Source organism: Shewanella profunda (genome assembly GCF_023283765.1).
Classification (GTDB): domain Bacteria; phylum Pseudomonadota; class Gammaproteobacteria; order Enterobacterales; family Shewanellaceae; genus Shewanella; species Shewanella profunda.
This window is the reverse complement of record NZ_JAKILG010000021.1, coordinates 16,915-34,652: the sequence shown is the minus strand read 5'-3', so window position 1 is coordinate 34,652 and position 17,738 is coordinate 16,915. Positions and strand designations below refer to the sequence as shown.

12 protein-coding genes are annotated in these 17,738 nt (G+C 46.4%); 5 read left to right on the top strand and 7 right to left on the bottom strand.

The annotated features are described in order from the left end of the window. Positions 1-142: 142 nt before the first annotated feature. On the top strand, positions 143-1,225 hold the full coding sequence (recF, locus tag L2744_RS11700) for a DNA replication/repair protein RecF (RefSeq protein ID WP_248992069.1): 1,083 nt from the start codon (positions 143-145) through the stop codon (positions 1,223-1,225). Between the two features lie 16 nt (positions 1,226-1,241). Further along, positions 1,242-3,659, top strand: a complete 2,418-nt coding sequence (gene gyrB / locus L2744_RS11695; RefSeq protein WP_248992068.1) for a DNA topoisomerase (ATP-hydrolyzing) subunit B — start codon at positions 1,242-1,244, stop codon at positions 3,657-3,659. A gap of 176 nt (positions 3,660-3,835) precedes the next feature. Here gyrB and glyS read toward each other — a convergent pair whose 3' ends face one another. Together glyS and glyQ are read right to left on the bottom strand one after the other, a co-directional pair. Continuing rightward, entirely contained in the window at positions 3,836-5,905 is a 2,070-nt protein-coding gene (gene glyS, locus L2744_RS11690) for a glycine--tRNA ligase subunit beta (protein ID WP_248992067.1), read from the bottom strand. A 10-nt stretch (positions 5,906-5,915) separates the two neighbouring features. Continuing rightward, the gene (glyQ, locus tag L2744_RS11685; protein ID WP_219235734.1) at positions 5,916-6,821 is read right to left on the bottom strand and encodes a glycine--tRNA ligase subunit alpha; all 906 of its coding nucleotides are present in this window, start codon (positions 6,819-6,821) and stop codon (positions 5,916-5,918) included. Positions 6,822-6,937: 116 nt separating this feature from the next. Between glyQ and L2744_RS11680 the strand changes: the two genes are divergently transcribed. After that, positions 6,938-7,528 (top strand): DNA-3-methyladenine glycosylase I, encoded by a 591-nt coding sequence (locus tag L2744_RS11680; RefSeq protein WP_248992066.1) that lies wholly within the window; start codon positions 6,938-6,940, stop codon positions 7,526-7,528. Positions 7,529-7,699: 171 nt separating this feature from the next. Here L2744_RS11680 and L2744_RS11675 read toward each other — a convergent pair whose 3' ends face one another. The 5 genes from L2744_RS11675 to fadB all read right to left on the bottom strand — a co-directional run bounded on the left by L2744_RS11675 (position 7,700) and on the right by fadB (position 15,436). Further along, positions 7,700-10,888: an amidohydrolase family protein gene (locus L2744_RS11675; protein WP_248992065.1), complete on the bottom strand. Its 3,189-nt coding sequence runs from the start codon at positions 10,886-10,888 to the stop codon at positions 7,700-7,702. A 241-nt stretch (positions 10,889-11,129) separates the two neighbouring features. Next, complete coding sequence (locus L2744_RS11670) at positions 11,130-11,576, bottom strand: MOSC domain-containing protein (RefSeq protein ID WP_248992064.1); 447 nt, start codon at positions 11,574-11,576, stop codon at positions 11,130-11,132. A 45-nt stretch (positions 11,577-11,621) separates the two neighbouring features. Then, complete coding sequence (gene tusA / locus L2744_RS11665; RefSeq protein WP_248992063.1) at positions 11,622-11,867, bottom strand: sulfurtransferase TusA; 246 nt, start codon at positions 11,865-11,867, stop codon at positions 11,622-11,624. A 234-nt stretch (positions 11,868-12,101) separates the two neighbouring features. After that, positions 12,102-13,265: an acetyl-CoA C-acyltransferase FadA gene (fadA, locus tag L2744_RS11660; protein WP_006083808.1), complete on the bottom strand. Its 1,164-nt coding sequence runs from the start codon at positions 13,263-13,265 to the stop codon at positions 12,102-12,104. A 2-nt stretch (positions 13,266-13,267) separates the two neighbouring features. Continuing rightward, positions 13,268-15,436: a fatty acid oxidation complex subunit alpha FadB gene (gene fadB, locus L2744_RS11655; protein WP_248992062.1), complete on the bottom strand. Its 2,169-nt coding sequence runs from the start codon at positions 15,434-15,436 to the stop codon at positions 13,268-13,270. 282 nt (positions 15,437-15,718) lie between these two features. Between fadB and pepQ the strand changes: the two genes are divergently transcribed. Beyond that, a complete protein-coding gene (gene pepQ / locus L2744_RS11650; RefSeq protein WP_248992061.1) occupies positions 15,719-17,041 on the top strand; it encodes a Xaa-Pro dipeptidase in 1,323 nt (440 codons plus the stop codon). Between the two features lie 27 nt (positions 17,042-17,068). Further along, entirely contained in the window at positions 17,069-17,683 is a 615-nt protein-coding gene (locus L2744_RS11645; RefSeq protein WP_248992060.1) for a YigZ family protein, read from the top strand. Positions 17,684-17,738: the final 55 nt, after the last annotated feature.

Sequence of the window (17,738 nt, the reverse complement as noted above, 5' to 3'; positions counted from 1 at the left end):
CGGCGTAGATGTCCCCAAAGTGCTCCTGTTTCGCTTTCCTTCATTGACTTGGGAGCTTTACGGCTTAATACGGGTAAGTTGCGGTATGATGGGTATTATGAATTTTTGGCCTGCGCCGATTGCTCGGCTTGATGAGTAATGCATGAGTTTAACCCGTCTTAATATTGAAGCTTTTCGCAATATTCAACTGGCACAATTGAGTCCCAGCCCTGGCATTAATCTCATTTATGGCCAGAATGGCAGCGGTAAAACCAGTATTCTCGAAGCGATTTATTTCCTAGGAATGGGGCGCTCGTTTCGCAGTCATCTATCCCAGCGGGTGATCAATAACGAAGAAGATAAACTGACCCTGTTTGCTACTTTGAAGTTACCCCGCGGCGACAGTAAAATCGGTTTACGGCGATTTCGCAGTGGTGAGACTGAAGTTAAAATAGACGGCGAAAAGGTGAAACGTTTATCGACATTAGCTGAGACCTTGCCTATTCAAGTGATCACGCCTGAAAGCTTTTCTTTACTATTTGAAGGTCCTAAATCCCGTCGACAATTTATCGATTGGGGTGCATTTCATGCCGATCCTCAGTTTTATGCCGCTTGGGTGAATGTTCGTCGGGTTCTTAAGCAAAGAAATCAATTACTTAGGAATGGCTCATCCTACGGTCATATTCAATTTTGGGACCAAGAGTTCGTGCGTTACGCCGAGCAGGTCACCGAAATACGAAACCATTATGTAGACTCGTTAAATGAGCTACTTAAGGGTATAATCGGGGAGTTTTTACCGAGCGTAGATGTGAAGGTTTCATTTACCCGCGGCTGGGATAGTAAGACGGATTTTGCAGAACTACTCGAAAACCAATATTCCAGAGATTTGGCCACAGGTCATACCGTCAGCGGTCCCCATAAGGCTGACCTTAGACTTCGTGTAGGCAATTTGCCGGCGCAGGATGCCCTGTCCCGTGGTCAATTGAAATTATTAGTCTGTGCACTGCGTATTGCACAGGGAAAGTTGCTCAAACAACAAATAGATAAACACAGTATTTATCTTGTGGATGATCTTCCGTCCGAGTTGGATGCACAGCATAGGCAGCTATTGCTTAAGCAGTTAACGGATACCGGAGCACAAGTGTTTGTGACCGCCATAGATCCTGCTGCAATAGTCGATTCGTTACACACTCCCCCCAGTAGGATGTTTCATGTGGAACAGGGACGTGTAACGGTAGTTGAATAACCATTGAGAGAATAATATGTCAGAGAATAGTTACGATTCTTCGAGTATTAAGGTCCTTAAGGGCCTTGATGCAGTACGTAAGAGACCTGGGATGTATATTGGTGACACCGACGACGGTACGGGTCTACATCATATGGTGTTCGAAGTAGTCGATAACTCTATCGATGAAGCGTTAGCCGGTCACTGTAGCGATATTACTATTACTATCCATGTGGATGGTTCGGTTTCCGTTAAGGATGACGGCCGTGGTATTCCGGTCTCTATCCATGAGGAAGAAGGCGTATCGGCGGCAGAAGTTATCATGACGGTATTGCATGCCGGCGGTAAGTTCGACGATAACTCCTATAAAGTGTCTGGCGGCCTCCATGGCGTGGGTGTATCGGTTGTAAACGCTTTATCTAAAAAGCTGCAGATGACCATTCGCCGTGCTGGCAAAGTGTATGAGCAGTTTTATACCCATGGTGTGCCAGATGCGCCAATTAAAGAGATTGGTGATGCGACTAAAACCGGTACCGAAATCCGTTTTTGGCCCAGTGAAGATACCTTTAGCGATGTCGAGTTTCACTTCGAAATTCTGGCAAAGCGCGTGCGCGAACTGTCATTCCTTAACTCAGGCGTGGGTATTCGTCTGATTGATGAACGCGATAACAAGAATGAATTCTTCAAATACGAAGGCGGCATTAGCGCATTCGTCGATTATTTGAACCGCAATAAAACGCCAGTCAATAAAGATGTATTCCACTTTATGCAAGAGCGTGAAGATGGCATTACCGTTGAAGTGGCTATGCAGTGGAACGATGGTTATCAGGAAAATATTTTCTGTTTTACCAACAACATTCCCCAGCGTGATGGTGGTACTCATTTAGTTGGTTTCCGTAGTGCGTTAACTCGTAACCTGAATAGTTACATGGAAAACGAAGGCTATAACAAGAAAGGCAAAACCAGTGCCACCGGCGACGATGCCCGTGAAGGTTTGACTGCGGTTATCTCTGTTAAAGTGCCGGATCCTAAGTTCAGCTCACAGACCAAAGACAAACTGGTTTCTAGTGAAGTGAAAACCGCGGTTGAACAAACCATGGGTGAGAAGCTGAACGATTATCTACTGGAAAATCCCGCCGATGCTAAGTTAATTGTCGGTAAGATTGTTGATGCGGCCCGTGCCCGTGAAGCGGCGCGTAAAGCCCGTGAAATGACTCGCCGTAAAGGCGCGCTCGATTTAGGTGGTTTGCCAGGTAAGCTGGCCGATTGCCAAGAGAAAGATCCTGGTCTTTCAGAAATTTACATAGTGGAAGGGGACTCTGCTGGCGGTAGCGCCAAGCAGGGACGTAACCGTAAGAACCAAGCGATTCTGCCACTGAAAGGTAAAATTCTAAACGTTGAGAAAGCACGCTTTGATAAGATGTTGTCTTCTCAAGAAGTAGCGACGCTGATCACGGCGCTTGGCTGTGGTATTGGTCGCGACGAATATAATCCAGATAAGACACGTTATCACAACATCATCATCATGACGGATGCTGACGTCGACGGCTCGCACATTCGTACCTTGCTGTTGACCTTCTTCTTCCGTCAAATGCCTGAATTGATTGAACGTGGTTACGTGTATATTGCTCAACCGCCTTTATTTAAAGTGAAAAAGGGCAAGCAAGAACAGTATTTGAAAGATGAGCCAGCTTTGACTCAATACCTAACGACTCAAGCATTGGATGGCACTGTTGTGTACCCAACGCAAGGTGCGATTGGTATGTCAGGTGAGCCGTTAGAGCGTTTAGTGACTCAGTATCGTGAAGTGGAAGCCATTGTTGCCCGTTTAGAGCAGCGCTATCCAACGCACATTACTAACCGTATGCTTTACCACCCAATGATCACCAACGAGATGTTGGCCGATGAAGGCAAGATGAAAGAGTGGATCGATGCCTTTATCCATGAGCTGGTGGAAATGGAAAACAGCGGCGTACTGTATTCTGCTGAGCCGATTCTCGATCCTGAGCGTAAAGTGTATCTGCCTAAGATCACCATTCGTAAACACGGTATCGATACTAACTATCTGTTTACTTATGATTTCTTCCAATCAAGCGACTATCAACGTATCGGCAAGTTAGGTGCGGCGTTAGATGGCATGATTGAAGAAGGCGGCTATGTACAACGTGGTGATCGGGTTAAAGAAGTCGGCAGCTTCCTCGAAGCGCTAGATTGGACGATTTCTGAAGCCAAACGCGGCTTATATATTCAACGTTATAAAGGATTGGGTGAGATGAACCCTGAGCAATTGTGGGAAACTACAATGGATCCTGAATCACGCCGTATGTTGCAAGTCACGATTGATGATGCCGTGGGTGCCGATCAGTTGTTCACTTGTTTGATGGGTGATCAAGTTGAACCTCGTCGTGAGTTTATCGAGGCCAACGCCTTAAACGTGGCTAACTTAGACGTCTAGTCCACTTTCGCGAATGATATACATAAAAGGGAAAGCTTAGGCTTTCCCTTTTTGTTTGTATATTTAACTCTCTGTTTTATTAGATTTTAATTCAGCATTTTTAATGAGGGTAATAAAAAACGCGCTATTCAGCGCGTTTCATTATTCAAAGCAAGGTTTTTAAGGCGATGACCTTGTTACTGCAGTAGTGATATATCTGCTACGTGCAGGAACTGCTCGCGTAGATTATTCAGTAAAGCTAACCGATTGTTTTTCAATGCTTCATCATCTGCCATTACCATCACATCTTCGAAGAACTGATCGACGCTTTCACGCAGGCCAGCTAACAGCGTTAAGGCTTGTTGGTAATCGGCATTGGCAAACAAAGGTGCCAACTGTGGTTGTAGCTCGTTCAACTTGGCCGCTAATGCTTGCTCTGCGGCTTCGGTCAACAAACTAGCATCGATAGTGGTTGGTAAAGCGCCTTCAACCTTAGCCAGAATGTTGGATACCCGTTTGTTCGCTGCTGCAAGTGCGCCAGAAGCTTCTAGGCTTCTAAAGTGTGAAACCGCATTGATACGGCTATCAAAATCAGCTGGGCGTGTTGGGCGACGTGCTAGCACGGCTAAGATCACATCAACACCAATACCTTTATCTTGATACCAAGCGCGGAAGCGAGCCATTAAGAACTCTAACACTTCGTCGCTTGCATTGGCGTTGCTTAAGTTGGTGCTATGTAGTGCTTGTGCTTTAGCAATAAGATCAACTAAATCAAGCGGTAGTTTGTTTTCCACTATGATACGTAGCACGCCAATTGCTGCGCGGCGTAGGGCAAAGGGATCGGCAGCGCCTTTTGGTGCTTGGCCAATACCAAAGATACCGACTAAGGTGTCGAGCTTGTCTGCTAATGCGACAGCGCAAGATACGCCAGCACTTGGCACTGTATCGCCAGAGAACTTAGGCTTGTATTGCTCTTCCATCGCAACCGCAACGGCTTCGGTTTCACCATCGAGGCGGGCGTAGTGCATGCCCATAGTGCCCTGAGTGTCGGTAAACTCCATCACCATATTGGTCATCAAATCGGTTTTAGATAACAGACCTGCACGGGCTGCATCGACCGCATTCGCGCCAGTTTGCTCGGCAATAAAGGCGGCTAGGGCAGAAATACGATTCACTTTGTCTTTTAAGGTACCGAGCTGCTGTTGGAACAATACTGTTTCTAAGCTAGGTAAACGCGATTCCAGCGTGTGTTTTTTATCGGTATTAAAAAAGAACTCGGCGTCGGCAAGACGTGGGCGAACGACTTTCTCGTTACCAGAGATAATTTGCGCGGGATCTTTAGATTCGATATTGGCCACAAAGATAAAGTTTGGCAGTAACTTGCCTGCATCATCAAAGACTGGGAAGTATTTTTGGTCGCCTTTCATGGTATAGACCAAAGCTTCAGACGGTACACTTAAGAATTTTTCTTCGAAGCTGGCGGTCAATACCACAGGCCATTCAACCAAAGAGGCGACTTCTTCAAGCAGACTATCTTCGATATCGGCTGTGCCACCAATCTTAGCTGCGGCTTTTTCGGCATCGGCTTTGATTAACGCTTTACGGCTTTCGTAATCGGCGATGACTTTGCCTTTTTCTTTTAGGTCGGCAAGGTAGTGATCAGCATGGGCTAATTCAAACTGCTTGAGGCCCATAAAGCGGTGACCACGAACAGTGCGTGCCGATTTGATACCCAGCAATTCACCTTCAATCAACTCACTACCTAACAAGATAGTGGCAGTATGAACGGGGCGAATAAATTGGGTTTTATTATTACCCCAACGCATTGGCTTAGGAATGGGCAATTTATCGAGTGCACGTTGAGCCATAGCAGCGATCAAACTTTTTGTTTCGACGCCTTCAACTTTGGCGTTATGGACTAACCATTCGCCTTTATCTGTAACTAAACGTTCGGCTTGTTCAACAGTAATACCATTACCACGTGCCCAACCTTCGGCGGCTTTAGTCGGTTTGCCTTCAGCATCGAAGGCTGAACTTACAGCTGGGCCGCGTTTTTCAACGACTTTGTCGGCTTGCGCAAGGGCCAGTTCAGTGACGTTAATTGCTAGACGACGTGGCGCTACGTACCAAACTGCTGAGTTGAACGCTAAATCGGCTTTGGTGAGTTCTTCAGTAAAGTTAGCTAAAAAGGATTCAGCCAGTTTACGCAGTGACTTAGGTGGTAATTCTTCCGTGCCTAACTCTATGAGTAAGTTTTCAAAATTCATGTTTTTACCTCTACTTACACATTGGGAAGCCAAGCGCTTCGCGTGCCTGATAATAAGATTCCGCGACCGCTTTCGCCATAGTACGAACGCGTAAGATGTAGCGTTGGCGCTCGGTCACTGAAATGGCATGGCGGGCATCGAGCAGGTTGAAGGCGTGCGAGGCTTTCATCACTTGCTCGTAGGCGGGCAGAGGTAAAGGTTTTTCCAGTGACAATAAATGCTGACACATTTTTTCGCACTGATCGAACAGGGTGAACATAAAATCCACATCGGCGTGTTCGAAGTTATAGGTCGATTGCTCGACTTCGTTTTGATGGAACACATCGCCATAGGTGATGCGGCCCAGTGGACCATCGGTCCATACGAGATCATAAACGCTATCAACGCCTTGGATATACATGGCCAGACGCTCTAGGCCATAGGTGATTTCACCTGTGACTGGGCTGCATTCGATGCCGCCGACCTGTTGGAAGTAAGTAAACTGAGTTACTTCCATACCGTTAAGCCAGACTTCCCAGCCTAAGCCCCAAGCACCTAATGTTGGTGATTCCCAGTTATCTTCCACAAAGCGGATATCGTGGATTTGAGTATCAATACCCAGTGCTTGCAGTGAGCCTAAATACAGCTCCTGAATATTGTCAGGCGAAGGTTTTAACACGACTTGGAACTGGTAGTAGTGCTGCAGACGGTTAGGGTTTTCACCGTAACGACCGTCCGTAGGGCGGCGCGATGGCTGCACGTAGGCACTGCTCATAGGTTCTGGCCCTAAAGAACGTAGGAAAGTTTGTGGGTGGAATGTACCCGCACCGACTTCCATATCTAGAGGTTGAACAATTGCACAGCCTTGCTGTGCCCAATATTCCTGCAGGGTGAGAATGAAACCCTGAAATGTTTTTACGTCGTGTTTTGTCGTCATGTCTACTTGTCTACTGCCGTCAGCCTGAATAGAAAATGGTTTCGATTATACCTTGTAGATATCTGCTTATGTAGGTTATTTTTTACCGTATTAACTAAAACTCACTAGGAAGTGATATGGAAATTGTTCGTTGTGGCTGGGTAAGTGATGATCCCTTGTATCGTGAGTACCACGACAAAGTGTGGGGGCGGCCAGTTTATGATCCAAAGGAGCTATTTGCTAAGTTGTGTTTAGATGGTCAGCAGGCCGGATTATCTTGGATTACGATCCTGAAGAAGCAACAAAACTATGAACAGGCCTTTGCTAATTTTGAACCTGAGATAATTGCGACTTTCGATGAGGCGAAAGTAGAGGAGCTCATGCTGGATCCCGGTATAGTGCGCAATCGCTTGAAGGTGAACTCTATCATCAAGAATGCCAAAGGGTATTTAGCCTATACTGCCGATGGGAAGGATTTCTCTGCATTTTTATGGAGTTTTGTGGGCGGTAAACCCATAGTTAATCAGATTACGGCAATGTCGCAGGTTCCGGCACAAACGCCAGAATCTGAAGCCATGTCAAAAGCGTTGAAGAAACTCGGATTCAATTTTGTGGGTCCAACCATTTGTTATGCCTTTATGCAGGCGGTGGGTATGGTGAACGATCACCTTGTCGAGTGTATTGCTTATCAGGCCTGTGTCGATTCTTGTGCTGAGCATAGCCACTAGAATCATTAATCGTTGAGTTGACTGATATTAAAGAAAACTCTTATAGAGTATCCAAATACAAAAAAGCATGTTCCACGTGGAACATGCTTTTTGAGCTTCGTTGGAACTCATCTTGTTAAACTTAAACGGTTTCAACAGGAAAGCTATTTTCCCTAGACTTGAAAGTAGCCCTTAGAGTTTCTCAAAGAAAAACGGCTTACGCTGTGCTTTATCCCCATTAAGTTCATTCATAGTCTCTGCATTAAATAGCTTACCATTCACCATAGTATGAGTGACTCTATCTGTGACGCGAATGTCGGCTAATGGATCACCATCAATAACGATCAAGTCTGCGAGCTTACCTTCTTTGATAGAACCGAGTTGCTGCTCCATGCCAAAGGTCGTCGCTGGATTAATGGTGGCCGTTTTCAACACTTCCATATTGCTCATGCCGCCTTGGGCAAACATCCACATTTCCCAATGTGCCGCTAAACCTTCACGCTGACCGTGGGCGCCAATATTTGGGTGAACCCCTAACTTATTGAGCTCGTTAGCAACCTTAGCGACATTGAAATGATTGTAGTGGCTATCTGGGGCATGGGGGCGTCGCATCGATCTTGCTTGTAAAATATCGGCTGGCACATACATGGATAGGCGTGGATGGGCCCACACATCGGTTTTATCGTACCAGTAGTTTTCGCCTGAAATACCACCATAAGCGACCACTAAGGTTGGGGTGTAACCGACTTTAGTCTGGCTCCAGAACTGTTTGATATCGTTATAAATAGAACCAACGGGGAGCGAGTGCTCAATCGTAGTATGGCCATCGGCGACCATGCTTAAATTATGTTGCAGCAAACTGCCACCTTCTGGGACAACCATCATCTCAAGTTCACGTGCGGCAGCGATGACTTGCTGCCTCTGATTACGACGAGGTTGGTTGTAGCTTTTTACGCTAAACGCACCAACTTTTTTCAGGCGTTCAAGATGGAATTTGGCATCATCGAGCGAGTCGATATGTGACGTGTAACCCGGTGCATTCGCGCCATAGAGTATGGTGCCGGTGGAGAATATACGTGGACCGACAATATTGCCCGCTTTTTGTTGCTCGGACGCGGCAAAGATTTCTGTGGTGTCATTCGATGGATCGTGAATCGTAGTCACGCCTAAAGATAATCCAGAGTAGAGCGCCCAGTTCTGTTGTGGCACGATTTCATCATCCGCTTGCGGTCCATGTGCATGGGCATCGAATAGTCCTGGCATAATGGATTTGCCTTTGATGTCGATGATCTGCGCATTCTTAGGAATCGCAACATTGGCATCGCCTACGGCGACAATATGATTGTCTTTGACTATGACCACACCATTATCAATCACTTGGTCATTTTCCATGGTAATCACTTTACCACCGACAAACGCGATTGTTCCACGTGGAACATCGGCCTTTTCGGTAAAGCGTAAATCGATAATGCTTGGTTGTGTCTTTTCATCTTTGTCGCGATATTGAGTGTCAACCTTGGCTTGGTACAGCTCGGGGCCAAGAGTCCAATAGAGTTGGTCGCTTTTACTGTTCCAACTGATACTTTCGCCCGCACGGGCACTCAATTGGCTTACGGGTAGATTGCTGGCATTGGGGCCTATCTCAACTGTTTCCCCATGTTTAGCAAAAGGTGTTACCCAAACCTTAAAGCGTTCAGCAAAGGCGAGTTGCTCACCATCGGGTGAAACCCTAAATTCAGTTGCATGTTTGCTGCTGTAATGAACCCGTTTATCGAAGCCGTCTAAGTTGATGGATGATAACTGCGGCGTTTCATCTTCGCTGCTATTCATAAAAAAGACGCGATCGGCATTGGCACCGAATTGAGCTTGATAGCCATCGGCACTGATCTTGCTATTTTGTTTACCTTTAATATCGACTTTATATAGCCCGGGTTCCTGCGACCAAGTTCTTGGGGTGAGGTTACCGCCTTGAGTTTTACGATACACCACGAGTTCACCATTGGGTGAAAAGGTGGGTTCGACATATTTTCCTGGCTCAGATGTTAGCTGCTTAGGTTTGCCACCTTTGGCGCTAATCACTTGTACTGCGCCTTGGTCTTGGTCATTCCAAGTGGTGAAAACAATATTCTTACCATCGCGCGACCATTGGGGATAAAGCTCCGCGATATTGTTATCGAACTCAGTTAAGCGTGACATTCTGCCATCGGGTAAGGATTTTAACCAAATTTTACCCAGTGCTTCGAATACGACTTTGTTGCCATCCGGTGAGACTTGCGCCATACGTAGCATTTTTACATCGAAAACGTCTTTATCGATATCTTGCTTAAAGCGCACTGAGGGCTGTACGGCTAACTCGGTTTTTACACTAAAAGGAATGTCGGTGAGCATTTTATTGGCAACATTCAGGCGGTTAATCTTTCCTTTGGCCCAGAAGAAAATATCCTTGTTATCTTGAGTCCATGCCATTGTTGGGTAGACGCCATGAATGGCCCAAGTCTCTTGCATATCACGGTCAAGTTCGCCAAACAGCTTAGTTGTTTCTCCCGACTTAAGGTCGAGTAGATAGAGTGATGACTGAAAATCATCGCGCTTAATATAGGCGAGCTTAGTGCCGTCTGGGCTCGGCGTTGGCCGAATCGCACCACCAGTGCCTTCGATTAAAACTTCAATCTCACCAGTTTGAGTATCGTAGCGTTTGATTTTATAGATACCGTTGACCGAATCCTTTGAGTAATGGAAGGTTTTACCCGGCGTGTCATCCTGACTAAAGTAGATATAGCGACCATCGGGAGAATACGCGGGTTCACCTAAATCTTTCTCATCATTCGGGCGTTCGGTCAATTTGACGCCTTCACCACCCGCTACGTGATATAGCCACACTTCACCCGCGCCTAAGCTGCGGCTGGCAGTAAAGTGCTTACGGGCAACCAGATACTGGGAGTCTGGGCTCCAAGCTGGACTGTTTAGCAGCCTGAAGGTTTCTTGGGTAACTGTTCTTGGGTTTTTACCATCGGCATCCATAATCCAAATGTTATCACCACCATCGCCATCGGACGTAAAAGCAATGTGCTTGCCATCTGGGCTATAGACGGGCTGCATCTGCCAAGCTATGCCTTGGGCTAATGGCTTAGCTTCACCGCCTGTTACTGGAATTTGGTAGATGTCACCGAGTAAGTCGAAGACGATATGGTTACCATCTGGACTGACACTCAAGTTCATCCAAGTGCCTTCATTAACGTCAACTTTGACTTGTTCTAAGGGAGCATTGGTTGGCGCATTAACATTCCAAATGGGTTTATCGGTTTCAGCGGCATTGACTGTGAGTGTATGCATGCCCAGCATTAGACCAATATAAAGCGGGGTAAGTTTAGAGTTCAGCATGTTACATCCTGTTATCGTTCTTTTGGGTAGGCTTAAGTTGTAAAAATGAAAGGAACTTTGTTATTACATTTGGGTAGTTATCTCACGATTTAGTAACAAGCAAAACCTAAATACTGTTTCAATTAGTGACCGAAGATAATTAAAGCTTATAGAAGGTAGGATTAGCTAGATGGGTAAGCCAAGTTAGAGGCTTGGCAGTAACCTTGATGATTTTTGGGCAGAAGATTTAGATTGATGGAATTTATTCAGCCACTAATAACGTGACAGTATCACCTTGATGGATCATCGCCCCGTTGAGTACACGACAAGTTACACCACCGCGCCAGTCAGGTGTAAGCGCCGCTTCTAAACCTGCATAGGCGGTTTCCATTTTCTTGCAGGGATCGGTTTCACCTGTTATCTCAAGCAGTAAATCGCCAACTTTTAGGTGTTTACCCACATCGGTTTGGCTAAATATGATGCCATCAACGAATAGATTTGCTCTGCGGGTCGTCCAAGGTAAGTCAACATTGATGCTTTGACATGCCACCAGCCATTGCTGCTTTGATAGCACTGTGACTTGGCGTTTACCTAGGTGACCAAACACATCTTTTTCGACACCACTGAGTTGGGTGACATTGGCGTACAGAACTTCATTCATTAAGCCACTCTTTACGGTTTTATAGGCAATCCCTAGCAGCTTTGGCATGGCATCATATCCTCTGTTTACTGTTTTAGTGATTGGTTATACGACCTAGAGTCCTTTTTTGATCAAATATTGATAGGGTGTTTTCTGTGTTTCACTGGCTATAAGTGTATGGTCCATAAACTCGCAAAAGCTGGGAATATCTCGAGTTGTTGCTGGATCATCTGCAATAACCAATAGTGTTTCACCTTCGGCCATTTGTCTTACTGTCTTACGCACCATCATTACAGGTTCTGGGCAGCGTAAACCTAGAGCATCGAGTTTATGCTGTGCGGTTGAGAAAGCGTCGTTCATATTACCTCTACAGAACGGTCAAACAGAATTGACTAATATTACTCTAGCGACTGCGATAAACCAAATTAGCAAATTGAATTTGTGATAGGTATTAAGGTGTTCGTATTCCTATGTCATTTGATTGATGTTTCACGTGGAACATATAATTAACGATAATATAGGTTCGAGCCATCGATATAAAAATGCCGGAAATGAGTTCCGGCATCCTAACATCCCATTATTCAAACTGAGGGATTAAACGCGTTCGAATACGGTCGCGATACCTTGGCCTAAACCAATACACATGGTTGCTAAACCTAAGGTCGCGTCTTTGTCTTCCATTAGGTTGATAAGCGTCGTAGATATACGCGCACCTGAGCAACCCAGAGGATGACCTAGTGCAATCGCGCCGCCGTTGAGGTTGATTTTGTCGTCAACCACATCCGCTAGCCCTAAATCTTTCACACAAGGTAAAGACTGAGCCGCAAACGCTTCGTTAAGTTCAATCACATCTAAATCGGCAACGGTAATACCTGCGCGAGCCAGCGCTTTTTGAGTCGCAGGCACTGGGCCGTAACCCATGATCGCCGCATCACAACCCGCAACAGCCATAGAGCGAATGCGTGCACGGATAGGCAAACCAAGTGCGCGCGCTTTAGATTCTTCCATGATCAACATGGCTGAAGCGCCATCAGACAGTGCAGAAGAAGTACCAGCAGTCACAGTGCCGTTTACTGGATCAAATACTGGACGCAGTGCAGCTAGAGATTCCATGGTGGTTTCTGGGCGAATGACTTCGTCTTGCAGTACTTTAATTAAGGCACCGTTAGCATCGTGACCTTCAATGCCATAGATTTCCTTGGCAAAGCGGCCTTCAACTGTCGCAGCATAAGCACGTTGATGTGAACGTACCGCAAAAGCATCTTGCTGCTCACGGGTAATACCGTGAAGTTTACCCAGCATTTCAGCCGTTAACCCCATCATGCCAGAGGCTTTTGCCACGTTATTCGCAAGACCTGGGTGGAAGTCGACACCATGGCTCATAGGCACATGGCCCATGTGTTCTACGCCACCGATAATAAAGGTATCGCCCATGCCGGTCATAATGGCACGCGCCGCTTGATGGATGGCATCCATTGACGAACCACATAGGCGGTTAACAGTTACAGCGCCAGCTGTCTTTGGAATGCCGGCTAATAGCGAAGCATTACGGGCGATGTTGAAGCCTTGCTCTAGGGTTTGTTGTACACAACCCCAAATCACGTCTTCAATTAGGTTTGGGTCGAGTTGCGGATTACGCAGCAACAGACCTTTCATCAATTCGGCAGACAGAGTTTCTGCACGCACATTACGAAATACGCCAGCCTTAGAGCGGCCCATCGGAGTACGAATACAGTCTACGATAACAGCTTGTTTCATGATTAAATTCCTTTCCCGCTAATTAGGCTTGAGTAGCTACCGTTATTGGCTGCTAATGTGCGCATAGCATCTGTGACTTGATACAGGCCGCCCAAGTGAGCGTATTTATCTGCTAAGGCCACAAAGTTTGCGACACCCATGGTATCCAAGTAACGGAACACGCCGCCTCTGAATGGCGGGAAACCTAAGCCATAAACTAGGCCCATATCCGCTTCGGCAGGCGATGCGACAATACCTTCTTCTAAACAGCGCACTGTTTCGATGATCATAGGGATCATAGTACGGGCAATAATGTCATCGGCTTCAAAGGTTTTTAAGTCGCCAAAGGCATCTTTCAATAGGCCGTAGCTCGTAGGATCGACATCTTTCTTCGGTTTGCCACGGCTATCGACTGAATAGACATAGAAACCTTTGCCATTTTTCTGGCCAAGGCGCTTGTTCTCAAACATCACATCAATTGCGTCGGTGCCAGATTTACCCATGCGATCAGGGAAACCTTCAGCCATAACGGCTTGGGCATGGTGACCTGTGTCTAAACCCACTACGTCGAGCAGGTAAGCAGGACCCATTGGCCAACCGAATTGTTTTTCCATCACTTTATCTATAGCGGCAAAGTCGCCACCTTCGGCAAGTAAACCGTTAAAGCCGGCAAAGTAAGGGAAGAGTACGCGGTTAACGAAGAAACCCGGGCAATCGTTAACAACGATTGGCGTTTTGCCCATCTTGCTGGCGTAAGCCACAACAGAGGCGATGGTTTCTTCCGAGCTGTGCTCACCACGGATCACTTCGACCAATGGCATTTTGTGCACTGGGTTGAAGAAGTGCATACCGCAGAAACGCTCAGGTTTCTTCATGCTCTTAGCGAGCAGGTTGATTGAAATAGTTGAAGTGTTTGACGCGATAATTGCATCATCACTCACGTATTGCTCAACTTCGGCTAATACTTGTGCTTTGATTTTTGGATGTTCAACAACGGCTTCAACGACGACATCACTGTGTTTGAGCGCAGCATAATCTAATGAAGGCGTGATGTTGTTCAGCACCTTCGCCATTTTCTCTGGCGTTGAACGGCCACGGGCAACTTGCGCCGACAGCAGTTTAGCGGCTTCATTGAGGCCTAAATCTAATGCTGGTTGGGCAATGTCTTTCATGACAATCGGCGTGCCTTTACTTGCACTTTGGTAGGCTATGCCACCGCCCATAATGCCTGCGCCTAATACGGCAGCGTTTTTCACTTCTTTGGCTAACTTACCCGCTTTCTTCGCTTTGCCTTTAACGAATTGATCATTAAGGAAGATACCGATAAGCGCTTTAGCAACGTCAGTTTTAGCCAGTTTGATAAAGGCTTGATGCTCGATTTGCAGTGCTTCGGCGCGGCCTTTAGTTGATGCTTGCTCAACTACGCTTACTGCGGCCATTGGTGCTGGGTAGTGTTTACCCGCAACCGCAAATACCATGCCTTTAGCTGTGGTAAATGACATCATGGCTTCAAGTTTTGGCAGTGTGAGCGCAGACAGCTTGCGGTTACGACGCGCTTGCCAATCGAGCTTTTCAGCAACGGCATCTTTGAGCATTTGAATCGCAGCAGCTTCTAACGCTTCTGGCGCAACCACGGCATCAACAGCACCGACTTTCAGTGCATCTTCAGCGCGTTGGTCTTTACCTGTGGTGATCCACTCGAGTGCGTTATCTGCACCAATCACACGAGGCAGACGAACTGTGCCGCCAAAGCCTGGGATGATGCCAAGTTTAGTTTCAGGTAAACCGATTTTGGCCGTGGTATCTGCGATACGAAAATCCGTTGCCAGAATGGTTTCACAGCCGCCACCTAAGGCAAAGCCTTTGATTGCTGATGCGGTTGGGAAAGGTAAGTCTTCGAGTTTGTTGAAGACAGCGTTGGCTTGTTCAACCCAAGAGAGCAGAATGGCATCATCCTGTGCGAACAGGCCTAAAAATTCGGTAATGTCGGCACCCACAATAAAGGTATCTTTATTTGAGGTCAGCACTAACGCTTTGATATTAGAATTTTGCTTGATGCTATCTAATGCGGCATCGAGCGAGGCTAGGGTTTCTCGGTCGAATTTGTTTACCGAGCCGGGTGCGTTAAAGCACAGCTTGGCAATATTATCCTCGAGTAACTCAACCTGAATTGTAGGACTTTGGTAGATCATTGCTTGCTTCCTTTTTGCTTAAAAGTGATACCCACCATTATGTGTTGGTGCTAGTACGACTCTCTATCTCACAGCAGCTTCGGCCATCATTTGACCAGTTGTGTGCCAGTGTGCTTCGAAATTTGATAAATTACAACACCCAATTTAAACGACTGTTTAATTTCTTGTCGGCTAGAGTGATTTTTCACCTTTGTGATACACTGCACAGAGTGTAGACATTCGGATTCCTTTAAGGATTTTTCTTTGGAAATTCGCACTTTTATTCATTGCAGGAGATGACAAATGGATCAGTTGGCTCATCACTATCGTGCCCATATTGCCGAGTTAAATCGTCGAGTCGCAGATATTTTGTCTCGAGAAGCCTTGTCTGGTTTAGTGATCCATTCGGGTCAGCCGCATCGGATGTTTTTAGATGATATTAATTATCCCTTTAAAGCAAACCCGCACTTCAAGGCATGGTTGCCAGTGTTGGATAATCCGAATTGTTGGTTAGTCGTCAATGGCCGTGATAAGCCGCAGCTGATTTTTTATCGCCCTGTGGATTTTTGGCACAAAGTATCCGATGTGCCGGATATGTTCTGGACCGAGCATTTCGATATTAAATTGTTAACTAAGGCCGATAAGGTCGCTGAGTTGTTACCTAAGGACACTGTTAATTGGGCTTATTTGGGCGAACACTTAGATGTCGCCGAGGTGTTAGGTTTTACCAGCCGTAACCCTGACGCAGTAATGAGTTATCTGCATTACCATAGAAGTACCAAGACAGAATATGAACTGACCTGTATGCGCCGCGCTAACCAAATTGCGGTGCAGGGGCATTTGGCGGCCAAAAATGCCTTTTACAATGGTGCCAGTGAGTTTGAGATCCAGCAGCATTATTTATCTGCCGTGGGCCAGAGTGAAAATGAAGTACCCTATGGCAATATCATTGCTCTCAACCAAAATGCGGCGATTTTGCATTACACTGCGCTCGAGCATCAAAGTCCTGCGAAACGTTTGTCATTCTTGATCGATGCGGGCGCGAGTTACTTTGGTTATGCCTCCGATATCACCAGAACCTATGCTTTCGAGAAGAATCGTTTCGATGAGCTGATCGCTGCGATGAATCAGGCGCAGTTTGAGCTTATCGATATGATGCGTCCGGGCGTGCGTTATCCCGATTTACACTTGGCCACCCATGCTAAAGTCGCCCAGATGCTGTTGGATTTTGATTTAGCCACGGGTGATGCCCAAGGTTTAGTCGATCAAGGCATTACCAGCGCCTTCTTCCCCCATGGCTTAGGTCATATGTTAGGCCTGCAAGTACATGATGTTGGTGGTTTCTCCCATGATGAACGGGGTACCCATATCGCGGCACCCGAGGCACATCCATTCCTGCGTTGTACGCGGATTTTAGCGCCAAACCAAGTGTTGACCATGGAGCCGGGGTTATACATCATTGATACTTTGCTTAATGAGCTTAAACAAGATGGCCGTGGTCAGCAGATCAACTGGCAGACCGTTGATGAGTTAAGGCCTTTTGGTGGTATTCGCATAGAAGATAACGTCATCGTGCATCAAGACCGCAACGAGAATATGACCCGAGAGCTTGGCTTGGCCGATTGATGTTTGAAAATAGATTAGGGCAGCTTAGTGCTCGAAAGTTATAACGTTCCCTGCGATGACGTCGTGATCGAAGAAGAGGTAAAGCACAGTCGCTTTATCTCTTTTCTATTTCATTGCGACAGTTTAGATAAACTAAAGTTAGTACTTACTGACATCAAGCGTGATTACCCCGGTGCGAGTCACTATTGCTACGCCTTTGTTGCGGGCGCGCCCAATGATAGCGTCTCGATTGGTTCGAGTGATGACGGCGAGCCTGCAGGTAGTGCAGGTCGCCCCATGTTAGCTGTGTTGCAAGGGGCAAATATTGGCGAAGTGGCCGCCGTTGTTGTGCGTTATTATGGGGGTACTAAACTCGGTGTCGGAGGTTTAGTTCGAGCCTATACTTCTGGTTTAAGGCAAGGACTAACCAAGCTAGCAACGCGAATAAAGCAACTACGTTATCCTGCGAGGCTGCAGTGTGACTACTCGCAACTAAGGGATGTTGAACATCTACTACAGCAAGTGGATGCGGTCATCACCAATAAGCAGTTTGCTGAAGCTATTGATATTGAGTTTGAAATTGGAAAATATCAGCAAGTAATATTTAGCGAATTATTGACGGCTTTGAGTCAAGGCCGTTTAAGCGCCGAGTTTGAACTGTGATGCTTGCGTAAATTATGCCAAAATACTCGGAATGCTGAAAATACCTTTGCAGCCA

What these genes read in the sequence shown, in the direction of transcription:
- fadB (WP_248992062.1), bottom strand. Translation starts at nt 15,436, where the DNA reads ATGATCTACCAAAGTCCTACAATTCAGGTTGAGTTACTCGAGGATAAT.
- glyS (WP_248992067.1), bottom strand. Translation starts at nt 5,905, where the DNA reads ATGAATTTTGAAAACTTACTCATAGAGTTAGGCACGGAAGAATTACCA.
- L2744_RS11675 (WP_248992065.1), bottom strand. Translation starts at nt 10,888, where the DNA reads ATGCTGAACTCTAAACTTACCCCGCTTTATATTGGTCTAATGCTGGGC.
- pepQ (WP_248992061.1), top strand. Translation starts at nt 15,719, where the DNA reads ATGGATCAGTTGGCTCATCACTATCGTGCCCATATTGCCGAGTTAAAT.
- tusA (WP_248992063.1), bottom strand. Translation starts at nt 11,867, where the DNA reads ATGAACGACGCTTTCTCAACCGCACAGCATAAACTCGATGCTCTAGGT.
- fadA (WP_006083808.1), bottom strand. Translation starts at nt 13,265, where the DNA reads ATGAAACAAGCTGTTATCGTAGACTGTATTCGTACTCCGATGGGCCGC.
- gyrB (WP_248992068.1), top strand. Translation starts at nt 1,242, where the DNA reads ATGTCAGAGAATAGTTACGATTCTTCGAGTATTAAGGTCCTTAAGGGC.
- L2744_RS11680 (WP_248992066.1), top strand. Translation starts at nt 6,938, where the DNA reads ATGGAAATTGTTCGTTGTGGCTGGGTAAGTGATGATCCCTTGTATCGT.
- L2744_RS11670 (WP_248992064.1), bottom strand. Translation starts at nt 11,576, where the DNA reads ATGCCAAAGCTGCTAGGGATTGCCTATAAAACCGTAAAGAGTGGCTTA.
- recF (WP_248992069.1), top strand. Translation starts at nt 143, where the DNA reads ATGAGTTTAACCCGTCTTAATATTGAAGCTTTTCGCAATATTCAACTG.
- glyQ (WP_219235734.1), bottom strand. Translation starts at nt 6,821, where the DNA reads ATGACGACAAAACACGACGTAAAAACATTTCAGGGTTTCATTCTCACC.